Genomic DNA, 23107 nt, shown 5'->3' on the forward strand with positions numbered 1-23107 from the left:
CGACCACCAGCACCTACCCACCATCGGACAGCGGTGATGGCCGTCTACCGCAGCCGCCACGCCCTCACCGGACCACTCACCCCCGGCCGCATCGAGACCATCCGCCTGCCACTGACGTCGCGCCTGCGCCGCGGCTACCGCACCGAGGACGTCGACGCCATCCTGCACCGCCTCGCCCACGAACTCGCCGAACGCGCCCACCAACTCCACCTGGCGCACGACGAGAACCGCCGGATCAAAACTGCGTTGCGCAATTGGCAGTCCGAGATGGTCAACGTTGGAAATTCCATCGACTGAGTGGCGACGAAATATCGGCGCGACAGCCAACTTGTGTGGTGCGGGGCCTGGTGATCAGGGAAGACGCCTTCCTATTCTGTTTGGGCAGAGGCAGCGGTAACTGTCTTCGGGGGGTGCGGCATGGCATTTTTCCGGGCGTACAGAATGGTGGTGGCCGCCGTCCTCGGTGGCTTCCTGATCGCGGCGGCCGTGCCCGTTCCGTCGCCGGGGATGGCCGCCGTCAACCGCGAGATGACCGACTACCTGGCGGCCCACCCGGGTGGGGTGCCGGTCGGCGCCGACGAGATCAGCTACGGCGGCGGCGCGCTGCTGGTTACGCTGCACGCGCCGGCCGGCACCTACGCGCTGGCCGACTGCCCCCGAAACTGGTTCTGCTTCTACGACCGGCCGAACTTCGGCTACCCCCGGGGCAAGCTCTCCTCCTGCGGTCGGCAGGACCTCGCCACCTGGCAGTGGCAGTTCCGGATCGGGTCCGCGCACTACAACATGTCCAGCGGCTCGGCGACGTTCTACTACAACGACATGGCGCTGTTCAGCGTCGGCCTCGGCAATCCGGTCCGCGCCGACGCCGCGCCCTGGCGGGACTGGGCGACCCACGTCAGCCGAAAATGCTGACCGCCGCCGGGTCGCCGCACCGCGAGTCGGCGATGGTGTCGGTCCGGTCGCTGCCCAGGAACAGGTAGTAGCTGACCAGGAAGTCGTCGGTGCTCGTCGTCTGGTGGCTGAGCAGCCGCCCGGTCTCCTCGTCGAACTGGAGCGTCTCCCGCCGGCCCGCGCCGTCGACCGCGCTGATCGCGTAGCCGTACCGGTCGGCGCGGTCGGGGTATCGGCCCTGCTGGACGAGGCCGTCGGTCTCGGCGAGCAGCCGCAGCAGCGTCGCGCGCTGCGGAGCGGTGAGCGGCCGGAACCGGTAGATCCAGGCGACCACCTCCAGCGTGCCGGCCGCGTTGCGGAGCTCCGGCGGCATCTGCCGCACCACCTCGTCCACCTGCGCCCGCAACTCGGCCAGGTCCACCGACGGGTCCGGCGGCACGTCGGTCAGGTCGCCCCGGTCGTACCGGACGTCCTGCGGCTGCGACCGCCGGCCGCCGTCGACGGCATGGACGGTCTGCCGGCCGGACCGCTCCCGGGTCCACCAGAGCCACTCCTCGCGATAGCGCGTCGGGTCGTCCGAACCGAGCACGAGATTCTCCGGCGACCACACGCGTAGCCAGGTGCACGCGTACCGGCCCTGGCGCGGCGGCTCCGCCCGCCGGGCCACCCGGTCGGCGATCTGGTCGAGCTTCGGGCCAGGGTCCACCGGCTCCGCGGGCGCCGGATCGCGTGGGCCGCCGCGGCCGGGCGACGACTCGGTCCGGCCGGGCGGCGGCACCGTGATCGGCGGCCGGCCGTCCCGGTCCGACGCGCCTTCCGCCACGAGGTACACCACCAGGCTGCCGAGCGCGGTGACGAGCGTCAGGGGCAGGACCAGCCGTCGCCTGCGAGGCCACGTGGCGGCGGTCGCCGCGACGTGCCGGCCCCGCGTCCCGCCGACCGGCCGCACGACGTACGGCCGGCCGGTGCGCTCGTCGCCACCGGTGGGGGCCGACTCGCGGAAGCGACGCGGCTCGTGCCCGCGCTGTCCGGGCGGGTGCCACGGACGCGGGGCCAGGTCGACGATCGGCGCGTCACCGAGGAACGACTGGTCGACCCTCAATGGTGGCGGTGGCGGCGACGGGGGCGGTGGCGGTGGCGATGGGAGCGGCGGCGCTGCCGACAGGTCCTCGTGGTGCGCCTTCGCCGCGTAGGCGGCCAGGCGGAAGCACCAATGGTGGCCCGCCGGCCCGAGGTTGTCGAGGGTGACGGCGGTGAGCGCCTGAGAGATCAGCGACAACCGATACTGTCGGCCCCACTCCCGCCGCCAGCCTCCGGACGTGGCATACCGCCGTCCGGCCTCGTGGGTGAGGCGTACCAGCCGGGCCAGGGCGGGCGGCAGGCTGCTCGGCTCGGGCCGGTCGGGGTGGACCAGATAGGTCAGCAGGGCGTCGGCCTGTTCCGGTGGCAGGCCCTGCGGTCGTTGCCCGTCCGGGCCGGGGCGGGGCGCCACCCGGCGCAGGACCGTGGAGAGCAGCAGCGCCACCAGGTCACGGGTCAGCGGGGCGTCGTTCTCGTACCTGTCGAAGTCGATCAGGGTGAACGTGTTCGGGCAGACGGTGCCGTCGGGCCGCACCGCGAAGAGGACATTCCCCCCGTGGGCGTCACCGTGTGCCAAACCGGTCAGGTGTTCGATGCGCAGATCACCGTGGCGGCCGCCGCTGTCGGTGAGGCGCAGCGGGTTGGGTAGCTCCCGACCGTCGACGACCACGTGCTCCCCGCCCAGGTCGCCCAGGCCGAGCCGGTCGGCCGCGTCGGTCACCTCCGACAGCGCCCCGGTCACCGTCAACTCGCGTGTGACGTACTCCCGCACCGTGGTGGGCGCGGTCGACCGGACGGATTCGGTCCCACCGTTCCAGTCGTCGAGCAGGACCTCGACGACCTTGCGGAAGGCCTTGACGAGCTGGTCGTCGTCGATCTCGTCCAGCGTGCGGACCGGGTCGCCGCCGTTGGCGACGTCCTGGAACGAGAGGTGACGGCCGTCGGCCACCGGGTACGAGCCGTGGTGCTGCTCGACCATGTGCCGCTCGGCGAAGCCGGGCGCGTCGGCCCGCGCCTGGGCGTGCCGGCTCACCTCCGGCCGCTGGCCCCCGCCGGCCGGGTGGACCTTGACCAGCAGCTTGTGACTGCTCGTGCGGCCCAGGCCCGCCGGTCTGGTCAGCTTGATCACGAACAGTCGCGCTCCGCTGTAGCCGCACATCGGGCCGTGCCGCGACAGCACCTCGACCGCGCCGTGGCCGGCCGCCCACTGCTCCAGCGCCTGCCAGACCAGCGGGTCGTCCCGCTGGAGCCACACCGGTCTGTCACCTGGGGGGTCGTCCATAGTGGTATGAACCTTCTGGCCTGAAGGGATGGGAAGGTGCGGGTGACCGGGGTGTGGCCGCCGGGAGGTGCGCTGGTCGCGTCGGGGGAAATCTACCCGGAACTTCCGACGAAGCCGGTGGTACTCGACGCCCGGGGAGAAACCTTACTTTTCGGAAACCGCTCTCGCGCCGACAGGAAACATTCGACTACCCGCCGTCACATCTAGCGAGTTGAATGTATTCTCGGTGCGTGGGCCGGGAGGGTGGCGTGACGGATCGGACTGATTCCCTGCTCAGGCGCCAGACCGAGCCGGCCATGATGGCGATGCTGCGGGCCATGTCGGTCTGCCACGGCCGCGCCCAACGCCTCGACGCGCTGCGTACCTCGGTCTCCGGGGCCATCGCCGGCGCCGGCGCTGTCGTCGCCGTCCTCGGCGTGTCGGCCACCGCCGTCACCGCGCTCGGCGCGCTCTGGGCCGTCGTCAACGCGCTCGGCCTCGCCACCTGGTCACGCGGGCAACTCCGGCGGGCCGCCACCATCCAGGAGATGTTCGACGTCGACCTGTTCGGCCTGCCCTGGAACGAGGTCGCGGCCGGGCAGCGGGTCGCCGCACCCGAGATCAGCCGGCTCGACCGCGCGTTCCGGGGCACCGAACGCTACCTGCGCGACTACTACGAGATCCCGGAACTGCCCGCACCCTACGACGTGCTCGCCTGCCAGCAACAGAGCCTGGGTTGGGGCGCCCGACTGCGCCGCCGCTACGCGTACACCGTGCTCGCCGCCGTGGCGGCCTGGGCGGCGACCGGCGTCGTCTACGGCGTGCTCGCCGAGTTGACCGTCGCCCACCTGCTGCTCGCCTGGTTCGTGCCGTCACTTGGCGCGCTGCTGCTCGGCGTCGAGATCTACCGCGGGCAACGCGACGTCGCCGTCGAACGCGACCGGGCCGGCACCGTCGTCCACAGCCGGATCACCTCCGCCGCCCGCGAACCGTCGGCCGCCGCCGACCTTCTCGGGCTGGCCCGGCAGGTGCAGGACCTGCTGTTCCGCACCCGCTGCACCCAGACCCGCGTGCCGAACTGGTTCTTCCGCCGCTTCCACGCCGCCGACCGGGTCGACTTCCAGTCCACCATGACCGGTCTCGGTCACCTGCTGGCCCCGGCGCCCCGCGCCGACGGGTGAGCGCCCCGTCACGCCCGGTCGCGCGGGGTCACGCGAGGCCCGGGACGCCGGTACCGTCCGTCGCGTGTCGCACACCGAAGATCCGCTGGCCGGGTTCACCCCGCCCCGGCCGTACACCAGGGACGTCGTCGCCGGCGCGCCCGCCGCGCCCGGCGTGCACCTGGTGCTCGACGGCGGCGTGGTCGCCTACGTCGGCTACACCGGTGACCTGCGCGCCCGACTGCGGCAGCACCTCACCGGCAACCGCGACTCGTCGGTGCTGCACGACCAGGTCGGCCAGCTCCTCGACACGCCGGGCCGCGCCGCGACCCGCGACGACATCGCCGGGTGGCTGGGGCGGTGCGAGGTCCGCTGGCAGGAGACCGACAACCCCGAGGGTACGAAGGAAGCGCTGGTCCTGGCGCTACGCCCCCGCTTCAACCGCCAGGTGCCCCGCCCGCTTCGTCAGCCCTGAGCCGCCTCGCCGAGGAAGTCGGTGATGAGGGTGGCCAGTTCCGCCGGGCGCTCGGCGTCCATCGCGTGCGTGGCGCCGGCCAGGTGCACCACCCGCAGGCGTGGGTTGTCGACGGCCGCGAGGCGCTCGGCGGTGGCCCGCCGGTACGCGGCGTACACCTCGCGGAACGGCGCCTGCTCGGGGATGTCCTCGGTGGCGAGCACGAGGAGCAGGGGAGACCTGGTGTCCCGGTAGGCGGGGGTCAGGTCCAGCGACTCCATCGCCTCGCGCAGCTGCCCGGTCAACTCCGGGCCGGGGCGCAGCCGGGCACGGCCGTCGTCGCCCGGCACGAGGTTGCGTTCGAAGGCCGCCACCCAGTCCTCCGGGTCGGCGCCGTACCGCTGGGCCATCGCCCGCTGCCCGGCCCGCATCGCGGTCAACTGCTCGGCGGTGAGCGGCGCGGCCAGCATCGCGGCGATCCCGTCGAAGGCGGCCCGCAGCGTGGCCAGCTCCGCCTCCGCCTGGGCCGGGTCCATCCCGGCGAGCTGCTCCGGGCGGCCCAGCGTGGGGTTGCCGTCGAGGCTGACGGCGCCGGGGCACTCCGGGTGACGCCGGGCCCAGAGCGAGGCCAGCATGCCGCCGAGGGAGATGCCGACCACGGCGGGCCGGTCGAGGCCGAGCCCGTCGGCGACGGCCGCCAGGTCGTCCAGTACGTCGTCCCAGCGCCACGGGCCGTCGCCGGAGTGTCCGTGGCCGCGCAGGTCGACGGCGACCACCCGGTGTGCCGACCGCAGATGCCCGGCGAGCGTCTGCATCTGGGCGAGGTTGCCGCCGGCGCCGTGCAGCAGCAGCAACGGGCGGCCGGCGCCGCCGAAGTCGCGGTAGGCGATCGGCACCCGGCCGGAGTCGATGACGGCATCAGGCATGTCGGTTCCCCTCCTGGAGCAGTCGGTCGCGGACGGCGGCGGACAGCACGCCGCCCTCGGGGTGACGGGGGAGCTTGCCGCGGGCGGCCAGGTCGTGGACGCCCTGGCGGGTGATGCCGAGCATGGCGCCGGCCACCGCGTAGGACACCGCCTCGGCGGTGGGGTGGCCCATCCGCCGCGCGACGGCCTGGCCGAGGGGGGTGCGCCACCAGTCGACAGGTGGCTGGAACGGGCCGTCGCCCGGATGGAGCGTCGCGATGGCGCGGACGATGACGGCACGGGCTGCCGCGTCGTCGCCGTGGAGCATGGTGGCGGCCCAGGAGCGCGCCCGTTCCCGTACGACGGTGCGGAGCGAGTCGACGGCGCCGTGGCCGTCGACCAGGATCTCCAGTGGATCGAGCAGTCTGATGTCGATCAGCCTGACGAGTTGCGCGGTGAGTTCGTCCACGACACCCCCTTACTTGACACCCATCGTCAAGTGCTTGACGGGCGTTGTCAAGTGGCGCGAGGTCGGGCGACGCGCAGCGCGTCGACCACGGCCGCCCACCGGGTCGGCGTCATCTCGTCCGGCGCGCGCAGCAGGTCTCCCTCGTGCACCGTCACGCCGGCGTCGCGCAACAGTCGCAGGTTGGGCTGGTAGACCGGATGCGCGGCCAGCGCGGCCTTCACCCGCGGGAAGACGTGGATCGGCAGGCCGGTGCCGAGCAGTTCGTTGAGGACGCCCAGGGCCAGCGTGTCGCTCGCCCCGGCCGCCCACTTGTTCAGCGTGTTGAAGGTGGCCGGCACGACCGCGGCGGCGTCGGCCGGCGGGTGCGGCTCGGGGTCGCCGGGGCGGCGCCACTGCACGCGTACCTGATGACCGGTCTGCGCGGCGAGCGCGTCGCGGTCGAGCCAGCTCGCGGCGGTCGGGGTGGCGATCAGGCAGACCCGCCAGCCGTCGGCGGCGAGCAGCTCGACGAGGTCGCCGACCCGCGGGGCCGGGGGAGCGGCGCAGACGACCAGGTGCAGCACCGGCGCTTCACTCATGCCGCCAGTTCTACCCGCAAACGGCCCCGCCCGAGCACCGTGTGCGGGTGCTCGGGCGGGGCGGGGTGTTGCGGGTGTTAATAGGGGGCCCTTCCTATACCGGAGGCGTTAAGAGGGGGCCCCGCCTTTCTGCACCACGCCGTTGACCTTCAGGGTGTACGGGGCGTACTGCTGGACCTGCTCGGTGGGCTCGTCGTAGGCGACCACGGCGACCACCTTCGGGAACAGCGCGAGCAGCGCGAGCTGGAGCCGGTTGAGCGTCAGGCTCGACGTGCCGTCGAACTCGAACTGCCAGGCCAGCGAGTGCTTCTCGTCCAGGCCGATGAGCCGCACGTTCCAGTTGGCGACGGCGGTCGGCTTGATCTCGGTGGGCGAGTCGAACGGAGCGAGGCTGCTGCCGTCGCTGACCGTGGTGCCGCCGACGGTGACGTCGTCGACGAGCAGGCCGCCCTCGTTGACGCCGCCGTCGCTGACGTAGCGGAAGCCGAGCAGGATGTTCTTCCCGGCGTACGCGGACAGGTCGAAGCTGTGCGGCTCGAACCCGTCGGTGGTGCCGTTGAGCGCCGGGCCGAGCGGACCGTCGATGGTCTTGTCGCCGGCGACGGCCGTGTAGGTGGCGCCGCCGTCGGTGGAGACCACCACGTAGCCGTAGTCGAAGCCGACCTCCGCGCCGTACTTGGCGAGGAAGCGCAGCGTCGGGTCGGCGGTCGGCACGGTCACCGGGGTGACCGCCGCGGCGTCGGTGTTGTTGGCGTTGCCGGAGAACAGCACCGGGTTGCCGGGACGGTCCGGGTCGTTGGTCACCACGGTCCAGGCCAACGGCAGCGCCGGCAGCGTCTTCGCGCCCTGGAACGACAGCGACCGCAGGTCGAGGCCGCGCAGCGGGGTGCCGTCGGCCTTCGACAGCGTGACGTAGTCGGCGCCGTTGGGCGCCGCGCCGGGCGTGGCGTACGCGGCCGGGTTGGCCAGGTTGACGGTGGAGCGCAGGCTCTTCGTGGTCACCCGGCTCTTCGGTACGCCGAGCATGATGCCCTTGCGGGACTCCCCGACGATCTTGTCGACCAGCGTCATGGTCTGGTAGTCGTGGATCACCTGGTACATGTTCTTCGCGCCCTCGGCCTTGAGCGCCGCGTCCAGGCTGGCCAGCCCCTGCAGGTCGGCGTCGTTGTGCAGCCGGTGCACGATGTCGTTGCCGTAGCGGTCGTAGAGGAACTGGATGAACGCGTACGCGTTGCCGTAGTCGGCGAGCACCGCGTTCGGGTTGGGACTCTCGCCCCACAGGTTCAGCGAGTTCTCCGGCCCGCCGCAGTCACGCGGGTTCGCGTTGTACGGCGTCTTGACCGTGCCGAAGCCCTGCTGGCAGTAGAGGTGGCTGTCCGCGCCCCGGTCGAAGACGGTGGCCGTGGTGTCCACGTACCCGGTGAGGGTCTGCGCGAAGTCCGACAGGCCCTCGTTCATCCAGGTGGTCTCGAACGGGTCGCTGTAGTAGTGCGCCAGGTGCTGCCACTCGTGGGCGAACGTGCCCTCGTAGCTGAACGGGCGGGCCGGGCGGCTGGTGCACAGGTCGTCGGTCGGCTCGTCCGGCGGGTTCGCCCCGGTGCGGTGCAGCCAGTCGAACGCGTCGACGGTCATCACGTTGCGGTCGAACAGCTCGTTGAGCTGCGCCGAGAAGAAGCCGGCGATGTAGGTCGGCGCGGCCGGGAAGTCGTAGAAGTTGTCGTCCCGGACGTTGTCGATCAGGGTGACCGTCTTGTTGCCGCCGCCGGAGTAGTCACCGCCGTTGCCCTGCGCGTCCGGCGGGATCTGCGAGTTGCTGCCGTCGCGGTCCGGCGGCCGGCTGAACGCCACCGTCTCCTTCGGGTACATGTTCGTGTCGAACTCGTGCACGAAGCTCTGCACCTGGGCGTCGGTGATCTGCGTCGACGTGGGGATCTGGTTGCGGCAGTCGTCGGCCGGGAACGCGATGTCGTTGGCGACCCACACCTCGACGTTGTCGCCGACGCCACGCAGCGTGTAGTCCTTGCGGTAGTAGCTGCCCTGGAAGTCGTCCATGCCCAGCCACTGCCGGACCGTGCCGACCGGCGGGGTGGTGGCCGCAGCGGCCTTCGACCGCGACTGGGCGCGCTTCTGGTAGCGGGCCGGGGTCTTCACCGGCTTGCCGTCGAGCGTGAAGTCCTTGCGGGTCAGCTCGCGGGTGTCGTCGACGACCGGCTTGGCCTTCGCCTTGGCCGGTGCGGCCGACGCGGCGGTGGCGGGCAGGACGCCGAGGAACGGTAGGACGAGTGCGATGGCTGCGGTACCGGCGATCCGGCTGCGTGCCATTGGCCCCCCTTGTCGGGTGTGCGGATCCGGCCGACGGGGTCACCGTCGTATCCACCGGAGTGACATTCACGTCGTTCGTACGCCACACCGTTGCCTTTGGCAACCAGTTGAACGTGTTAAGAAGGGGCCCCGCCTATACCGAATGCGTTAAGAAGGGGCCCGGCCTTGCACGTCATCGAGAGGGTGCTGCGCGATGTGCGCGAGGGCAACCACCGCGGCGTGGTCGTCGACTCGCCGCCCGGCGCCGGCAAGAGCACGCTCGTCGTGCGTGCCGCCGCGGAGATCGCCGCAACCGGCGACCCGCTGATGATCGTGGCGCAGACCAACGAGCAGGTCGACGACCTCGTCGACCGGCTCGCCCGTAGGGCGCCCGAGCTGCGCATCGGCCGGCTCTCCGCGGCCGACTACCGGCCGTCCGAGCGGGTCCGGGGGCACTCCACGGTCCGGGTCGCCGCGAAGGTCGCCGACCTGGGCGGGCCGGCCGTCACCATCGGTACGGCGGCCAAGTGGGCCACCGTCACCGAGGGCACCTGGCCGTGGGCGATCGTGGACGAGGCGTACCAGATGCGCGCCGACGCGCTGCTGCGCGTGGCCGGACGGTTCGAACGGGCGCTGTTCGTCGGCGACCCCGGCCAGCTCGACCCGTTCTCCACCGTCGAGACCGCCCGCTGGACCGGCCTCACCTGGGACCCGATGCAGTCGGCCGTGGCCACCCTGCTGCGGCACAACCCGGAGCTGCCCGTGCACCGGCTGCCGGTGTCGTGGCGGCTGCCCGCCTCCGCCGCCCCGGTCGTCTCCGCCGCGTTCTACCCGTTCACCGGGTTCCGCGCCGGCACCGGGCCGGCCGACCGGGCGCTCACGTTCACCGAGGCGGGCCCCGGCGACGGCTACGACGCCTCGGTCGAGCTGGCCGCCGCCACCGGCTGGGCGCTGCACGAGCTGCCCGCCCGGCACACCGTGCGTACCGACGCCGAGGCCGCCACGGCCTGCGCGGAGCTGGCGCTGCGGGTGCTGGCGCGCGGCGCGGTAGCGGTCAGCGAGGCCGCGCCCGGCGGCGCGCCGGTCACCGCCGACCGGATCGCCGTCGGGGCCGCCCACCGCGACCAGGTCGCGGCCATCCGCTCCCGGCTGGGCGCGGCCGGCGCGGGCATCACCGTGGACACCGCCAACCGGCTCCAGGGCCGGGAGTACGACGTGACGATCGTGCTGCACCCGCTCTCCGGCCGGCGCGACGCCACCGCGTTCCACCTGGAGTCGGGGCGGCTCTGCGTGCTGGCGTCGCGGCACCGGCACGCCTGCGTGGTGGTGGCCCGGGCCGGCATCGGCGAGCTGCTCGACGCCTACCCGTCGACCGAGCGGGTGCACCTGGACGTGCCGGTGAAGTTCCCGGACGGCTGGGAGGCCAACCAGACCGTGCTCACCCACCTCGACGCGCACCGGGCCTGACGGGCGGGCGGGGCCGGCGACCTGATCGGCGACCGGTCCCGTCCGGGTGACCGAGTTGACGCTTGCGGAGGGTGACCCTAACCTTGCTCATAGGGGAGATGGTGGCTGGCGACGACGAGCTGACATGTAGTCGTGGTCCGAGCCGTCTCAATACCCGGCCCCAGCCTCGCTGCTGGGGCTTTCCCCTTTTCCGGCCGGTCCGGGTTCAGTGCGCGCCGGGGTCGTCGCCCGGCAGGTGGTGCCAGGCGCCGCGCCCGCGCGGGTCGAACAACGCGCTCGTGCGGCGGGCGTGCGCGAAGACGTCCACGTAGTCGAGGTCGAGCTGGTAGGCCACGGCCGGCCCGCCGTCGTCCGCCACCAGCGCCCGCAACCCCACGGGCGCCGGTCGCCTGTCTTCGCGCAGCACGGCCGCCAGCACGCCGCTGTGGCCGGCGGCGAGCGCCGGCACGCCGGTGACCGGGCCGCTGCGGCCGTCCGAGCACCACAGCGTCCCGCTGACCCGCAGCGCCGGCCCGGCGCCGACGTTCTCCACCGGGATCACCAGCCGGTCCTTGGTGAGCGCGAGGAACGCGTACGCGGGCGCCGGCGCGGAGGCCAGCGCGTACCGCTCCTCGGCGGGCGGATGCGGGGCCACCATGCCGCCGGTGTCCGGGAACGCCACCGCCTGGTGCACCGGCAGCAGCAGCGGGTAGCGGCTCAGCACCAGCGATCGGCGGGACTCCTCGAGCTGCCGGTCGGTGCGGGCCAGCGCCTGCCGGGAGAGGTGGATCGCGGCCAGCGCCCCGACGGTGGAGGCGATGGCGGCGAAGGAGCCGACGACGGGGGCGGCCCGCGGGGTGGGCCAGGCGACGGCCACCACGACCGCAGCGACGGCGGCGCACACCGCGAGCGCCCCGGCGATCGTCAGCCCGTGCCGGGGCAGGGTGCGCAGGCGGGCCGCCGTTCGGCGCAGCACGGGCGCGCCCCTATGCGGACGACGAGCCGGAGTCACCCCAGCGCGTGCGGGGGACGGTGACCTTCTCGTCGCGCCAGGTCAGCGCCCGGGACTGGGCGAGCACGCGCAGGATCCGGTGCCGGTCGCGGGAGTCGTAGCCGAACACCGGCTCGGCGCGGGTCCGGTCCCGCACGGTCATGAACTCCAAGACCTTGTTCTCCGGCACCGGGCTCGGCGCGCGGTCGGCGAACTCGCGGTACAGCTCGTGGTAGGCGGCCTCGATGGTCCGGGTCAGCGGCGAGTCGACGGCGATCGCGTGGCGCTCGCCGTCGACCGCGACGGCGTCGACCACACCGGCCGCGGCGGCGTACCGGACGACCTGGTTGATCCGGCCGGCGGCGCGGCGGTCCGGCCCCTGCCCGACGCCGCTGGCGTTGAGCAGCCCGGTGAGGTTCCGGTAAGGGATGGTGCGCCGCTGCCGCCGGTAGCACTCCATGGCCAGCGCCGCGTGCACCCGCCACAGCGGCTCCAGATAGCCCATGGCCAGGTCTTCCGTGGTCACCGTGTAGGTGTCGTCGGCGCCCTTGCGCACCAGCCGCACGCCGGTGAGCGCGTCGAGTACCCGGTGCAGCCGGGGCCCGTTGTCGGTCTGCAGCGGCCCGGTGCGCAACTGGGCGAGGGTGTAGCCCTTGGACCGGGCGGCGAGCCGCCGCAGCACGAAGTCGACGGCCACGAGGTCGGTGAACCGCTCCGGGTCGACGTCGAGGTAGGTGCGGGTCATGCTGCGGGGGGAGAACCCGTTCTTGTCGCGGGCCGCCGCGTCGGTGCGGGTGACCTTCCGCCCGACGGACTCGACGAGCGCCCAGTATCGGCTCTCGTCCTCGTTGTCCAGGATCCGCCAGCCGGCCAGCAGCGCGGTGCGCTCACCGGTCTCCCGGCCGCCCAGGATCAAGCCCCGGCGTTGCAGTTCGAGCAGGCCGATCACGTCGCGGCAGGTGGACGGCGGCAGCTTCCGCAGGGTGTAGATGTCGTCGATGCAGAGCGAGTCCAGCCCCGGCAGGGTGAGGATGCCCCGGAACTGGGGGGAGAGCCGGTCCGGGTCGCCGTAGACCACTGTCACCTGGCAGCCGTCGCGCAGCAGCCGGCGGATCAGCGGGATGAAGTCCTGGTCGCCGGTGACCAGGACGAAGTGGCCGCAGCCCTGGTGCAGGTAGTCCATCGCCAGCACGGTCAGGTGGATGTCGGCCTGTTCCTTGAGGCTGACCACCACGTCGGCGTCGATCAGGTGCTCAGCCATGGCGGTGCTGATGGTGCCGTCGAACCGCACCGCCGCCATGTGCTTGTAGTGCAGGTTGCCGCCGCACCTCGTGGTCGCGTCGTGCCACAGCGCGTCGACGATGCCCCGCTCGGCCAGATGGCCACGCTTGATGACCGCGCTGCTGAGATTGTCCCAGTCGACGAGCAGGACACCCTTGTTTCCGACCGGCATCGGCGGCTCCTCCCCGAGCTGATCGAGCCGTACGTCGTTTCCGAATTCTGGCCCCCTGTCCTCCCTCTGCCGCTTCATCCGTTCGGGCACGATCTCCGTCACTTGTGCGACGCCGTCGAAGCGTTTCGGTGTGCGGCGTGTGACCGTAGGATGACCAAAAGTCCATCCAGGACGGCAATTCCGGTGGAGCAGGGCTGGTCGGAGACGCGCCGACAATGTGGGTCCCTGCTCGTTCTCCACCCCGGAGGCGATCTTGGCGCGCTTCTACCCGAAGCAGCTGCGAACGAAGGCCACGCGCGGCGAGCGGCTCGTCTTCGAGCGGCTCCGATCGCTGAACGACTCGTGGAGCGTGCTGCACAACCTGTCCTATGTCGACATCGGCCAGCCGCGCCTGCGGATCGGCGAGGCCGACTTCGTCCTGCTCCACCCCCGGCACGGGCTGCTGATCATGGAGGTGAAGGACGGCGCCTACCGGGTGACCGGCCGGCAGTGGTTCGCCCGTCGCCGCGGCGACGACGTACCGCTCACCGACCCGTTCGACCAGGCCGTCCGCAACCGCTACGCGCTGGCCGGCTGGCTGCGCCGCAGCACCGGCATCCGGCACGTGCCGGCCGGGCACTGCGTCGTCTTCACCGACGGGCGGCCGTCGGGCAACCTCGGCCCGAACGCCCCGGACACGATCGTGTTGACCGCGGCCTCGCTGGAACACGCGCCGGTCCTGGTCGAGCGCGTGATGGCCCACTGGGACCAGCGCGGCTGGACCAGCCGGGCCGACTTCGACCTGGCGCTCGCCGCGCTGGCGCCGACCGCCGTGGTCGCGCGCACCCTCAAGTACGACGTCGACCTCGCCGCCGACGACCTGGAACGCCGCACCCGACGCCAGATCCAGCTCACCGACCGGCAGTTGGAGGTGCTGGCCGCCACGTCCGGCCGGCGGGCGTCGCTGGTGCTCGGCGCGGCCGGGACCGGCAAGACGCTGCTGGCCCAGGAACGGGCCCGGGAACTGGCCGCCCGGGGGCTGCGGGTGGCGGTGATCGGCCAGCAGCGCGACCTGCGCCTGGAGATCCGGCGACAACTGCGGGTGCCCGGCGTCAGCTCCGGCGACCCGAAGGACGTGCTGTGCGCCCTGTTCGGCGCCGAGCGGCTCGGCGGCTACGAGGGTGAGCCGCTGTGGGCCACCGTGCTGAGTCTCGTCGAGGCGTACGGCCGGCCGCTGGACTGCCTCATCGTCGACGAGGCGCAGAGCCACGACGAGGACTTGCTGGTCGCGCTGCGCGAACTGGTCCGGCCCGACGGCTCGGTGGTGCTGTTCGCCGACCCCTACCAGCGGGACCGGACCGGCAGTTGGCGTCCCGGCGGCAGCTTCAACGAGTTCTGGCTGACCGAGAACTGCCGCAACACCCTGCCCATCGCCAAGCTGGTGGCGCGGGTGGCCGGGATGCTGCACGGCCCGGTCGAGGGGCCGGCCGGCCGCCGGCCCCGCCTGGCCGACGGCGCCACGGACATCGTGGCGACGTGCGTCGACGCGGTGCTGGAGGTCTTGAAGGACCTGCCGGCGACGCAGGCGGTGCTGGTGACCGCCACCCGCACCCACCACGTCGCCATCCGGCGGCTGCTCGCCGAGCACGGCGTGCGGACCAGCGGCGGACTGCGCGGCGACGGGCTGGCGGTCTGCACCGTACGCCAGTTCCACGGCTGCGAGGCGCCGGCCGTGGTGTACGCCGACGACGGCGACGAGGACTGGACGACCAGCTACATCGCGGTCAGCCGGGCCTGCGCCTACCTGCACGTCGTCGGCCGCCCGGACCGGTGGGAGCCCGTTCGATTCCTGATGGAGGATGCGCGATGACGCTCTACGAGGAGGCCGTGACGTTCCTGGAGTCGGAGGGGTGGTCGGTTCCCGGGGAGAGCCGCAGCGAGGTCATCCGGGCCCGCCGGGCCGCGTACGCGGACAACAGCGAGCACATGACGGTCTGGTGCCCGACCGTCCCGGACGCCGACGACCTGCACCGGCGCGAGGCGAGCCTGCTGCAACGCTTCGGCGAGGAGGCCCGCACCCCGGGTGCGAAGTTCCTGCTGGTCGAGTCCACCCAGGGCCTGTCCACGGACTTCCGCCGGCTCGCCAAGCACGAGTTCAACGTCGACATCCGGGTCCCGATCCAGTTCTTCGACGCCCGGTTCAAGTGGGACGACTCGCCGACCTCGGCGATGGCCGGCACCGCCGCACAGCAGCTCAGCCGAGACGGGGAGGCCGCCGCCCGCAGGCGTACCCCGCAGCCGTTCCAGGCGGTCGGCACCGGGCAGGTCGGCGCCGACCTGCTGGCCGAGCTGGCGCACCGGTTCGACGCCGAACGTGGCTGGGAACGGCCGATCGTGCTGGTGACCGCGCCCGCCGGCTTCGGCAAGAGCGTGCTGTTCCAGTCGCTGTTCGCGACGCTCTACGCCAACTTCCAGAAGGCGAAGAAGCAGCTCCGGCGGGCCTACCGGCCGCTGCCGCTGCTGCCGGACTACGCGGCACTGGCCAGCGCGCCGGCGCTGGGTCCGATGGTCGACGCGCTGTTGCAGACCGAGGTGGCGCGCCCGGTCAAGCAGCCTACCTTCCAGTGGATGCTCACCCGCGGGTTCGCGAGCTGGCTGCTGGACGGGCTGGACGAGGTCATCGCCCAAGACCCGGACTTCTTCGAGTACATCCGCGAGATCGTGGCCCGGCCGGACAACCCGACCACCCCGCGCATCCTGCTCTGCGTACGCGACTCGCTGCTCAGCTCCAACCAGGCGCTGCGGGACTTCCTGGCGGTGGCGCACGAGTACGTCGAGGAGTTCCGGCTGCTGCCCTGGCAGCCGCAGTCGATCCGGACGTTCGCCCGGATCCGGCTCCAGGACGACGACCAGCGCCTGCTCGACATCCTGGAGGCGAAACCGCAGCTGATGCGCCTCTGCGGCACGCCCTACTACGCCGAGCTGCTGGCCGAACGGGTCGCGCTCGGCCAGACCGACGGCATCCCGGACGACTACTCGGAGATGAACCTGGTCGACGACGCGGTGGACGCGATCATGGACCGCGAGTACAAGAAGGAGCAGTTGCAGGAGAGCATGGTCACCCGGCTGGACCTGCTGGACATCATCAGCGACGTCGCCGTGGCCGAGCTGGAGAACGACAACCGGGGCGTGCCGGTGCACGACATCGGAGAACTCGCCGAGTTCGTGCTCCCGCCGGATCTTTCCGACACCGAACGAGAGCGGTGCACCGACGCGATCTGCCAGCTCCCGGTGTTCCGCGCCGCCTCGGAACACCAGCGGGTGCGCTTCGCCCAAGACGTGATCTTCGAGCACCAGATCGGCATCCGGGCCGCCCGCTACTTCGCGGTGAACCCGGTGCGGTTCGCGCAGTTGCTGGACTGCCGGCCCTTCCCGCCGGACTCGTTCGCCATCCGGGTGCTCTGCGCCCGAATCCGGGAACTCGCCGCCGGTGAGGAGCTGCTCATCCGGCTGGCCGGCGCGACCGTCACGCCGACCGCGTTCCGCAACATGCTCCAGGTGCTCCTCGGGCTGCCCGACTGCGACCGGCTGCTGACGGGTGCCCCGTTGGAGCGGCAGGACCTGTCCGGCCTGACGTTCGCGAACCTGTCGCTGGCCAGGGTCAGCTTCCGCGGTGCGAACCTGGAGTCGACCCGGTTCCAGAACTGCGACATGACCGGCTGCGACCTGTCCGACGCGACGCTGCACGGCACCCGCTTCGACGCCTGCCTGCCGACGCTCGCCGAGGCCGACTTCGGGCAGCTCACCGGCTTCGTCTCCGCCGAGATCGACAATCGGGCGGCGATCGAGGACGTCGCGGACTTCGTCCGCCTGCTGGGCGCGGACGGCCGCCGGGAGCGGCCCTTCGTCGGGCCCTGTCCGACCGCCCTGCAACTGCGCTTCCTGTTCCTGAAGTTCGTCCGGCCCGACGGGCACTACCGGCGGGACTCGCTCGATGAGAAGGGGCTGCTGTCGGGGCGGCGCGTCGTCGACCCGGGCTCGGTGCTCACCGGCGCGGTGCGGGCCGGTTTCCTCACCGCCATCCCGAAACGCCGCCGGTACGAACGCACACACAGCCAGCTCTACGCGGACATGGTGGGCTTCGCCCAGAACCTGCGGGTGACGCCCGCCATCCGGTCGCTGCTGGAGGACACCTGCCGGGTCGACGGGTGCGCGCACGTGGTCCAGGAGAACGCCACCGCGGCCATGGACTGACACCTCCGGTCCGGCCCGTGCGACCCGTTCGGATCTTCCGACGGTGGCGGGCGGTGGGCAGGATGGCCGGGTGCATCCTCACGACCCTTATCAGCCGGATCCGTACCAGCCGTACTATCCGCCGCAGTACCCGCCGCCGGAGCCGGAGGGGATCAACTGGTCGACGGTTCTCTGGGTCGCGGTGCCGGCGCTGCTGGTGATCCTGTGCTGTGCCGGGTGCGTGGTCTCCGGGTTCGCCGGGGGGTTCATGGACGGCTTCGAGGAGGGCTACTCGTCGTCGTAGCGGCGGTGCGTTAGACAGGGATCATGACCTTGAGCGTGCTGCCCTGGCTGGGCGGGGCCGTGGTGGCGGTGGCGGCCGGGTTCCTGGCCGCCCTGCTGCCCCGGCGTCGCGCCCGCGCCGACGGCCGGAAGGTCGCCTGGTCGGCGGCGCGGGCGGCGATCCACGACGCCACCGTCAGCCGGGACGCGGCGGCCACGCCGGTGCCCGAGGCGGAGCGGCTGCTGGCCCGCGCCGAACTGCTCGCCGCCGCGCCCGGCGGCGGCGCGGACGCGGCCCGGGAGGCGGCCGCGCACGCCCGCCGCGCCGACGAGCTGTGGCGGGCCGGCGCGTGAGGGTACGCCGGGAGCTGCTGCGCTGGTCGCTGCTGGCCGTCGCGGCGGCCGTGCTCGTGGTGTTCCTGGTCGCGCAGCGGCAGAGCGTCGAGGTCAGCTACGGGCGGTCGCCGTCGTCGGCGTCGCTGCCCGCCGAGGGGTCCGCCGGGGAGCTGAGCGACGCGAGCGTGCCCTCGGTCGAGGAGATGACCGCGCGGGTGGCGGCCGAGCCGGTCGTCCGCCTGCCCGGCGCGGTCGCGCGGTGGGACGAGGGGCGGGTGCGGGCCGCCGCCGGCCCCGGCGGCACCCGGATCCTGGTCGCCCCGCCCGGGCTGGACGAGGCGGAACGCCGGCGGGTCAAGGACGTCGAGAACGCCGAGATCCGGATCGTCGGCACCGAGGTCAGTGGTGGTGTGCTGGCGGCCACGCCGGACGACCTGCCGGGCTGGCGGGCCCAGTTCGCCACCGCCGACGTCACCGACCAGGTGCTCACGCTGCTCGCCGCGCTGCGCAAGCAGCCGTCCCCACCGGACCGCGACGACCTGCGCTGGCGGGAGCCGACCACCGCCGAGCTGGCCCCGGTGACCGCCGCGCTGCGCGCCACCGGCCGGTGGGTCGCCCCCGGCGCGACGCTGCCCCGGCTGCCGGAGAAGGCCGTGTCGGAGGCGTTCCCGGGCGGGGCCTGGTTCGTCGTGCTGCCGACGCAGCCGTACGGGACGCCGCTACCCGGGTACGGGCCGGCGCTGCACCGGCTCGCCCCGGACCGGCCGGTGGTGGTGATGTACGGCGGCTGGATCGAGTACCACGGTCCGGGCGCGTCCGAGTTCGCCGAGGTGGCCGGCGCCAGCTTCTACGCCCAGTACGGCAGCCGGCTCAGCCGCTACTCGTACCCGCAGCTCAACGTGCTCGCCGCATACCTGGCGCGGGTCACCGACGTGCGCTACGCGGGGCTGTTCGACAGGCCGCTGCCGTACCGGCCGTTCGACCCGCTGCGGGTGGCGCTGCCGGCGCTGCCGTGGCTCTTCGCCGGCTGCGTGGCCGGCTTCGTGGCGCTGTCGATCCGCACCGTGCGCGGCGCCGGTCGGCGCCGGCCGGGCGAGGTCGGGCCGGGCGGCACGCCGGCGCGGCTGGCCGGGCTCTCCGCGCTGGCCGTGGAGCTGTCGCTGCTGACCGACGCGCGCAGCGACCCGGCGCTGGTGCGCGGCATCGGCCGGCTGCGCTCGGCCCGGTACGCGCTCGACGACGGGTTGCCCGACAAGCACGTACGCCGGCTGCTGGCCGACGCGGAGGCCGAGCTGGACGGCGTGGCCCGGGACGTGCGGATGCCCGGCTACCGGCCGGACGTCTACCTGCGGGGGAGGCTGTCGTGACCGCCACCGTGCGCCGCCTGCTCGGCCGGCTGGTCGGCACCGCGTTCGGGCGGGCGGTGTTGGCCTGCCTGGCGCTGGCCGGCTGGGCGTTGTGGTCCGGCGGCCTGTTCGACGGGCCGGCGGCCCGGCAGGTGCGTGCCTCGTCGGTCTACGCGGCGCCCGGCGTCGACCTGGACCGGGCCGCCGCCGAACGGGTCATCGGCAACCGGCGGCTGGTCGTGCTGATGATGAGGCCGGGCGCCGACCTGCCCGGGGCCTGCGACGACACCGAACGCGCCACGCAGGGGACGCTGGTGCTGGCGATGAGTCGCGACGGCGACGACTGGGACACGTACGGCTGCTCCCGCCTCGGCGGTGACAGCCCGCGCGACATCGGCCGTTCGATGGTCGTGGAGACCGTGATCGGCCAGGGCGCGGACGCGTTCGTGGACCGGCCGGTCGAGGCGCTGAAGGTGATCGTGCTCAACTACGACAAGCTGGTCCGGACCGGCCTGGTGCCCGACGGCGGACGCACCATCAGCCCGTCGCTGCCGCGCTACCTGCTGGCCGGTGGCGCGGTCGGCGGCGTGGTGGCCGGCGCGGCGGTGCTCTGGTGGGGCGGTCGGCGGGCCGGGCGGCTGGCCGACGCGCGGCGGGCCGGGCGGGACGCGCGCGCCGACGAGCGGGCCGCCCTCGGCGCCGCGACCGCCGTCCTGGCCCAGCAGATCATCGACCTCGACGCCACCGGCGGAAAGGCCGGTCGGCGGTTGGCCGCCGACTACGTGGGGCTGCTCGACGAGGTGTCCGGCGCGGACCCCGGGGACGTGGGCCGGCTGCGTGAGCGGGTCGAGGAGCTGAGCCGCCGGGCGGCGGACCTGGTCGCCGACGCGGCCGCCGGTCCCGACGCCGGTGGGACGTCGGGTCGGGGTGCCCGCGGGCGGGCCGCTCGCGGCACCGGCGGGGCGTCGGGTCGGGAGTCCGGTGGGGGGTCCGGCGGGAAGCCGTACACGCCGCCGCGGCAGGGGGCCGGCGGGACGGCGGGAAAGGGCCGGGCCCGGACGCGCGGACGGGGCCGGCGGTGAACCGCCGGCCCCGTCGATGGAGCGTTCGTCAGCGACCGGCGCCGACCACCGTGGCGGCCGGCCAGCTGCCGCTGAAGACCTGGGCGGGCGTCGCGCTGCGGGCGGCGAAGCCGAACAGCGAGTCGACCCGGGCGGCCTCGGCCGAGCTGGGGTACGGGTTGGTGCAGCTGGTGCCGGCGCTGCCGCCGGACATCAGGATGGCGCAGTTGCCGTTGTAGTTGTCCGGCAGGCCGAGGATGTGGCCGATCTCGTGCGTCATGATGCGCAGCGGCGAGTACTGCTGGGCCTGGTAGTAGTCGATGACCACGCGGCCGTTGCCGAGGCTGGTGCGCTGGGCGTAGGACCCGCCGCCGTAGGTGTAGTAGATCATCAGGTTCGACCCGCACTGGGCCATGTTGATGTTGTTGGTGTAGTTGTTCCAGATGGACGCCGCCTGCACCGCGTAGCTGGCGAACGGGCCGGCCTGGCTGGTGTTGTAGCAGACGTTGCGGACCGCGGCGGAGGCCGGTGCCGGGTTGACGGCGACCGCGCCCAGCGCCGTCAGCGTCACGGCCGCGAGGGTGGCGAGGATCCGGGACAGCTTCGGCTTGCGCATGGTTCACACTCCTGGGGGATGGGGGGTGTGCCTTGACGCCGACAGCCTATAGATAGGGATTCATCGATATCAAGGTGTGCGCTGAACTGATCGGGGTCGATCGTCCGTACCCCTGGTCGTGCGGACGACGGAGCTGGTGACATGCGCCCAGGAGCCCCGCGACCGGCTCGGCCCGGCCGCCGTACGCGCGGCGGTGCACCGCTGGATGCGGCTGGTCGCGGCGGACGCGGAGCTGGCTCCGTACCTGCTCGGCACCGACCGCCGCCGCCTCGCCGCGCTGCTCGCCCTGGTGATAAGGAGGGGCCCCCGCTTAACGCCTCCGGTAGAGCAGGGGCCCCCGCTTGACACCTCCGGGCCGTGGCCGGCGGCGGACGGCGGGTGGTGCCGCCCGCCGCTGACCGAGGAACAGCGGTGGCGCGTCCTCGACTATCTGGCCGCCGCGCTCTGGGCGCTCGACCTGCCGGCGGACGCGGTCGTCGACGCGCAGCGGGCGGTCGCCGGCCTGCTCCGGGCGTGAGCGCGACTCAGGTGGCGGCGTGCGGGTCGGCCGCGTTCAGGGTGGCGACCACCTGGTCGTAATCACCGCGCGCCTCGGCGTGCCGGAGGAACTTCACCCGCTCGACCTGGATCTCGGTGGCGTCCGGCCGGGTCTCCAGCAGCGACACCACCTCGGCCACGAACTCGTCCAGCGGCATGGCGAACTCGCTGGTCTCCTGGCCGGGCAGCAGCCCCGTCCGCACCGCCGGCGGCACCAGCTCCACCACCCGTACGCCGGTCTCGGCGAGCTGCAACCGGATCGACTCGCTGAGCATGTGGATCGCGGCCTTCGAGGCGTTGTAGCTGGGCGTGACCCGCAGCGGGACGAACCCCAGCCCGGACGAGACCGTGACGATGGTGGCGTCCGGCCGCTTCGTCAGGTGCTCGACGAACGCACCGATCAGCCGGATCGGGCCGAGCACGTTGGTGGTCACCACCTCCTCGGCCGAGGCGAGGAACGTCTCCGGCGACCGCCAGTCCTCGACCCGCATCACACCGGCCATCGCGACCAGGACGTTGAGGTCCGGGTGCCGGGCCAGCACCGTCTCCGCCGCCGTCGCGATGCTGGCCGGGTCGGTGGTGTCGATGGATACGGTGTCCAGGTCGGGGTGGGCCGCGGCGATCTCGTCGAGCAGCTCGGTACGCCGGCCGCCGACGATCACCGTGTTGCCCCGGTCCCGCAGGGCGAGCGCCAGCGCCAGGCCGATCCCACTGGTGGCGCCCGGAATGAAGATCGTGTTTCCGGAGATGTCCATGCCCCCAGCATGGTCCCCCGGCACGGAGCGGGGCAGAGATCAGTGATCGGGGGACCGCCGATCCCTGGTTCCCGCCGCCACGCGTCGGATACTCGGATCATGGACCGTGGTGCCCTGGCCGACTTCCTCCGTCGTCGCCGCGAGGCGCTGCGCCCCGGCGACGTGGGGCTGCCCGAGGGCGCCCGTCGCCGGGCGCCCGGCCTGCGACGGGAGGAGGTCGCCGCGCTCGCCGCCATGTCCACCGACTACTACACCCGGCTGGAGCAGCGGCGCGGTCCGCAACCGAGCCCGAACCTGCTCGCCGGGCTGGCGCGGGCGCTGCGGTTGACCGGCGACGAACGTGACTACCTGTTCCGGGTGGCCGGGCACAGCCCGCCCGAGGCGGTCGGTACCGCCACCCACGTGGCGCCGGCGCTGCTGCGGGTGCTGGACCGGCTGGCGGACACGCCGGCGCTGATCCTGTCGAACCTCGGCGAGACGCTGGTGCAGAACCGGCTGTCCGCCGCGCTGCTCGGCGACCGGTCGCGACACACCGGGCTGGCGCGCAGCGAGGTCTACCGGTGGTTCACCGAGCCGGGGGAGCGATGGCGCTACCCGGCCGAGGACCACGACCGGCAGAGCCGCGCCCAGGTCGCCAACCTGCGCGCCGCGTACGGGTCGATGGGCCCGCGGTCCCGCGCCGGCGAGCTGGTGCGGGCGCTGCGGGCGGCCAGCGCCGAGTTCGCCGAACTGTGGGACCGGCACGAGGTGGCGCAGCGCTTCGCCGACCACAAGACGCTGATCCATCCGGAACTCGGCCCGATCGAGCTGGACTGCCAGGTGCTGTTCACCGAGGACCAGTCGCAGGCGCTGCTCGTGCTCACCGCGCCGCCGCGCAGCGAGGGCGCGGAGAAGCTACGTCTGCTCGCCGTGCTCGGGCACGAGCGCTTCCCCGCCTGACCCGCGCCGACCGCGCCGTGAATCGGGCACAGGA

At 73.0% G+C, this 23107-nt stretch carries 22 protein-coding genes; 13 read left to right on the forward strand and 9 right to left on the reverse strand.

Going from position 1 to position 23107, the window contains the following annotated elements:
- Together GA0070213_RS14920 and GA0070213_RS14925 are read left to right on the forward strand one after the other, a co-directional pair.
- Positions 1–297, forward strand: a 297-nt coding sequence (locus GA0070213_RS14920) for a hypothetical protein (protein ID WP_245716403.1), incomplete at its 5' end; no start/stop codon positions are given.
- Between the two features lie 120 nt (positions 298–417).
- A complete protein-coding gene (locus GA0070213_RS14925) occupies positions 418–912 on the forward strand; it encodes a hypothetical protein (protein WP_139128677.1) in 495 nt (164 codons plus the stop codon).
- Here the strand turns inward: GA0070213_RS14925 and GA0070213_RS14930 are convergent.
- Positions 896–3226: a hypothetical protein gene (locus tag GA0070213_RS14930; protein WP_091063283.1), complete on the reverse strand. Its 2331-nt coding sequence runs from the start codon at positions 3224–3226 to the stop codon at positions 896–898. The genes GA0070213_RS14925 and GA0070213_RS14930 overlap by 17 nt on opposite strands.
- A 275-nt stretch (positions 3227–3501) precedes the next feature.
- Here GA0070213_RS14930 and GA0070213_RS14935 point away from each other — a divergent pair, with 275 nt between their 5' ends.
- The gene (locus GA0070213_RS14935) at positions 3502–4413 is read left to right on the forward strand and encodes an S-4TM family putative pore-forming effector (RefSeq protein WP_139128678.1); all 912 of its coding nucleotides are present in this window, start codon (positions 3502–3504) and stop codon (positions 4411–4413) included.
- 64 nt (positions 4414–4477) lie between these two features.
- Positions 4478–4867, forward strand: a complete 390-nt coding sequence (locus GA0070213_RS14940; protein WP_091063288.1) for a GIY-YIG nuclease family protein — start codon at positions 4478–4480, stop codon at positions 4865–4867.
- Here the strand turns inward: GA0070213_RS14940 and GA0070213_RS14945 are convergent.
- The 4 genes from GA0070213_RS14945 to GA0070213_RS14960 all read right to left on the reverse strand — a co-directional run bounded on the left by GA0070213_RS14945 (position 4858) and on the right by GA0070213_RS14960 (position 9120).
- Positions 4858–5772, reverse strand: coding sequence for an alpha/beta fold hydrolase (locus tag GA0070213_RS14945; protein WP_091063291.1), 915 nt, complete (start codon positions 5770–5772; stop codon positions 4858–4860). The two genes, GA0070213_RS14940 and GA0070213_RS14945, sit on opposite strands and share 10 nt — an antisense overlap.
- Positions 5765–6220 carry a hypothetical protein gene (locus GA0070213_RS14950; RefSeq protein WP_091063295.1) on the reverse strand — a complete coding sequence of 152 codons (456 nt, stop codon included), beginning with the start codon at positions 6218–6220 and terminating at the stop codon, positions 5765–5767. The genes GA0070213_RS14945 and GA0070213_RS14950 overlap by 8 nt, the downstream gene beginning before the upstream one ends.
- A gap of 47 nt (positions 6221–6267) precedes the next feature.
- On the reverse strand, positions 6268–6798 hold the full coding sequence (locus GA0070213_RS14955) for a flavoprotein (RefSeq protein ID WP_091063299.1): 531 nt from the start codon (positions 6796–6798) through the stop codon (positions 6268–6270).
- Positions 6799–6906: 108 nt separating this feature from the next.
- Entirely contained in the window at positions 6907–9120 is a 2214-nt protein-coding gene (locus GA0070213_RS14960) for a choice-of-anchor J domain-containing protein (protein ID WP_091063302.1), read from the reverse strand.
- A 165-nt stretch (positions 9121–9285) separates the two neighbouring features.
- Here GA0070213_RS14960 and GA0070213_RS14965 point away from each other — a divergent pair, with 165 nt between their 5' ends.
- Positions 9286–10566, forward strand: coding sequence for an AAA family ATPase (locus GA0070213_RS14965; RefSeq protein ID WP_091063305.1), 1281 nt, complete (start codon positions 9286–9288; stop codon positions 10564–10566).
- A gap of 205 nt (positions 10567–10771) precedes the next feature.
- On the opposite strand, the gene GA0070213_RS14970 is transcribed toward GA0070213_RS14965, so the two are convergent.
- Both GA0070213_RS14970 and GA0070213_RS14975 read right to left on the reverse strand, forming a co-directional pair.
- Positions 10772–11521, reverse strand: a complete 750-nt coding sequence (locus GA0070213_RS14970) for a hypothetical protein (RefSeq protein WP_091063308.1) — start codon at positions 11519–11521, stop codon at positions 10772–10774.
- Between the two features lie 10 nt (positions 11522–11531).
- The gene (locus tag GA0070213_RS14975) at positions 11532–12989 is read right to left on the reverse strand and encodes an NYN domain-containing protein (RefSeq protein WP_091063311.1); all 1458 of its coding nucleotides are present in this window, start codon (positions 12987–12989) and stop codon (positions 11532–11534) included.
- Between the two features lie 253 nt (positions 12990–13242).
- Between GA0070213_RS14975 and GA0070213_RS14980 the strand changes: the two genes are divergently transcribed.
- The 6 genes from GA0070213_RS14980 (at position 13243) to GA0070213_RS15005 (ending at position 20247) form a co-directional block, all read left to right on the forward strand.
- Positions 13243–14838 carry a nuclease-related domain-containing DEAD/DEAH box helicase gene (locus GA0070213_RS14980; RefSeq protein ID WP_091064328.1) on the forward strand — a complete coding sequence of 532 codons (1596 nt, stop codon included), beginning with the start codon at positions 13243–13245 and terminating at the stop codon, positions 14836–14838.
- Positions 14835–17222 carry a pentapeptide repeat-containing protein gene (locus GA0070213_RS14985; protein ID WP_091063315.1) on the forward strand — a complete coding sequence of 796 codons (2388 nt, stop codon included), beginning with the start codon at positions 14835–14837 and terminating at the stop codon, positions 17220–17222. The genes GA0070213_RS14980 and GA0070213_RS14985 overlap by 4 nt, the downstream gene beginning before the upstream one ends.
- Before the next feature lie 70 nt (positions 17223–17292).
- A complete protein-coding gene (locus GA0070213_RS14990; RefSeq protein ID WP_091063318.1) occupies positions 17293–17505 on the forward strand; it encodes a hypothetical protein in 213 nt (70 codons plus the stop codon).
- A 23-nt stretch (positions 17506–17528) separates the two neighbouring features.
- Positions 17529–17837 (forward strand): DUF6403 family protein, encoded by a 309-nt coding sequence (locus GA0070213_RS14995; RefSeq protein WP_091063322.1) that lies wholly within the window; start codon positions 17529–17531, stop codon positions 17835–17837.
- Complete coding sequence (locus tag GA0070213_RS15000) at positions 17834–19186, forward strand: hypothetical protein (protein WP_091064331.1); 1353 nt, start codon at positions 17834–17836, stop codon at positions 19184–19186. Before GA0070213_RS14995 ends, GA0070213_RS15000 begins: the two co-directional genes overlap by 4 nt.
- Positions 19183–20247 (forward strand): hypothetical protein, encoded by a 1065-nt coding sequence (locus GA0070213_RS15005; protein ID WP_091063326.1) that lies wholly within the window; start codon positions 19183–19185, stop codon positions 20245–20247. Before GA0070213_RS15000 ends, GA0070213_RS15005 begins: the two co-directional genes overlap by 4 nt.
- Before the next feature lie 28 nt (positions 20248–20275).
- On the opposite strand, the gene GA0070213_RS15010 is transcribed toward GA0070213_RS15005, so the two are convergent.
- On the reverse strand, positions 20276–20842 hold the full coding sequence (locus GA0070213_RS15010) for a snapalysin family zinc-dependent metalloprotease (protein WP_091063329.1): 567 nt from the start codon (positions 20840–20842) through the stop codon (positions 20276–20278).
- 118 nt (positions 20843–20960) lie between these two features.
- Between GA0070213_RS15010 and GA0070213_RS15015 the strand changes: the two genes are divergently transcribed.
- On the forward strand, positions 20961–21359 hold the full coding sequence (locus tag GA0070213_RS15015) for a globin (RefSeq protein WP_245716404.1): 399 nt from the start codon (positions 20961–20963) through the stop codon (positions 21357–21359).
- A 7-nt stretch (positions 21360–21366) separates the two neighbouring features.
- Here GA0070213_RS15015 and GA0070213_RS15020 read toward each other — a convergent pair whose 3' ends face one another.
- Positions 21367–22134 (reverse strand): SDR family oxidoreductase, encoded by a 768-nt coding sequence (locus GA0070213_RS15020; RefSeq protein ID WP_091063333.1) that lies wholly within the window; start codon positions 22132–22134, stop codon positions 21367–21369.
- 99 nt (positions 22135–22233) lie between these two features.
- Here GA0070213_RS15020 and GA0070213_RS15025 point away from each other — a divergent pair, with 99 nt between their 5' ends.
- A complete protein-coding gene (locus GA0070213_RS15025; protein ID WP_175441348.1) occupies positions 22234–23073 on the forward strand; it encodes a helix-turn-helix transcriptional regulator in 840 nt (279 codons plus the stop codon).
- Positions 23074–23107: the final 34 nt, after the last annotated feature.

The sequence above is a fragment of the Micromonospora humi genome (genome assembly GCF_900090105.1).
Classification (GTDB): Bacteria; Actinomycetota; Actinomycetes; order Mycobacteriales; family Micromonosporaceae; genus Micromonospora; species Micromonospora humi.

Coding starts and splice junctions, on each gene's coding strand:
- GA0070213_RS14975 (WP_091063311.1), bottom strand. CDS start 12,989: ATGCCGGTCGGAAACAAGGGTGTCCTGCTCGTCGACTGGGACAATCTC.
- GA0070213_RS14945 (WP_091063291.1), bottom strand. CDS start 5,772: ATGCCTGATGCCGTCATCGACTCCGGCCGGGTGCCGATCGCCTACCGC.
- GA0070213_RS14955 (WP_091063299.1), bottom strand. CDS start 6,798: ATGAGTGAAGCGCCGGTGCTGCACCTGGTCGTCTGCGCCGCTCCCCCG.
- GA0070213_RS14960 (WP_091063302.1), bottom strand. CDS start 9,120: ATGGCACGCAGCCGGATCGCCGGTACCGCAGCCATCGCACTCGTCCTA.
- GA0070213_RS15010 (WP_091063329.1), bottom strand. CDS start 20,842: ATGCGCAAGCCGAAGCTGTCCCGGATCCTCGCCACCCTCGCGGCCGTG.
- GA0070213_RS14925 (WP_139128677.1), top strand. CDS start 418: ATGGCATTTTTCCGGGCGTACAGAATGGTGGTGGCCGCCGTCCTCGGT.
- GA0070213_RS15020 (WP_091063333.1), bottom strand. CDS start 22,134: ATGGACATCTCCGGAAACACGATCTTCATTCCGGGCGCCACCAGTGGG.
- GA0070213_RS14995 (WP_091063322.1), top strand. CDS start 17,529: ATGACCTTGAGCGTGCTGCCCTGGCTGGGCGGGGCCGTGGTGGCGGTG.
- GA0070213_RS15025 (WP_175441348.1), top strand. CDS start 22,234: ATGGACCGTGGTGCCCTGGCCGACTTCCTCCGTCGTCGCCGCGAGGCG.
- GA0070213_RS14985 (WP_091063315.1), top strand. CDS start 14,835: ATGACGCTCTACGAGGAGGCCGTGACGTTCCTGGAGTCGGAGGGGTGG.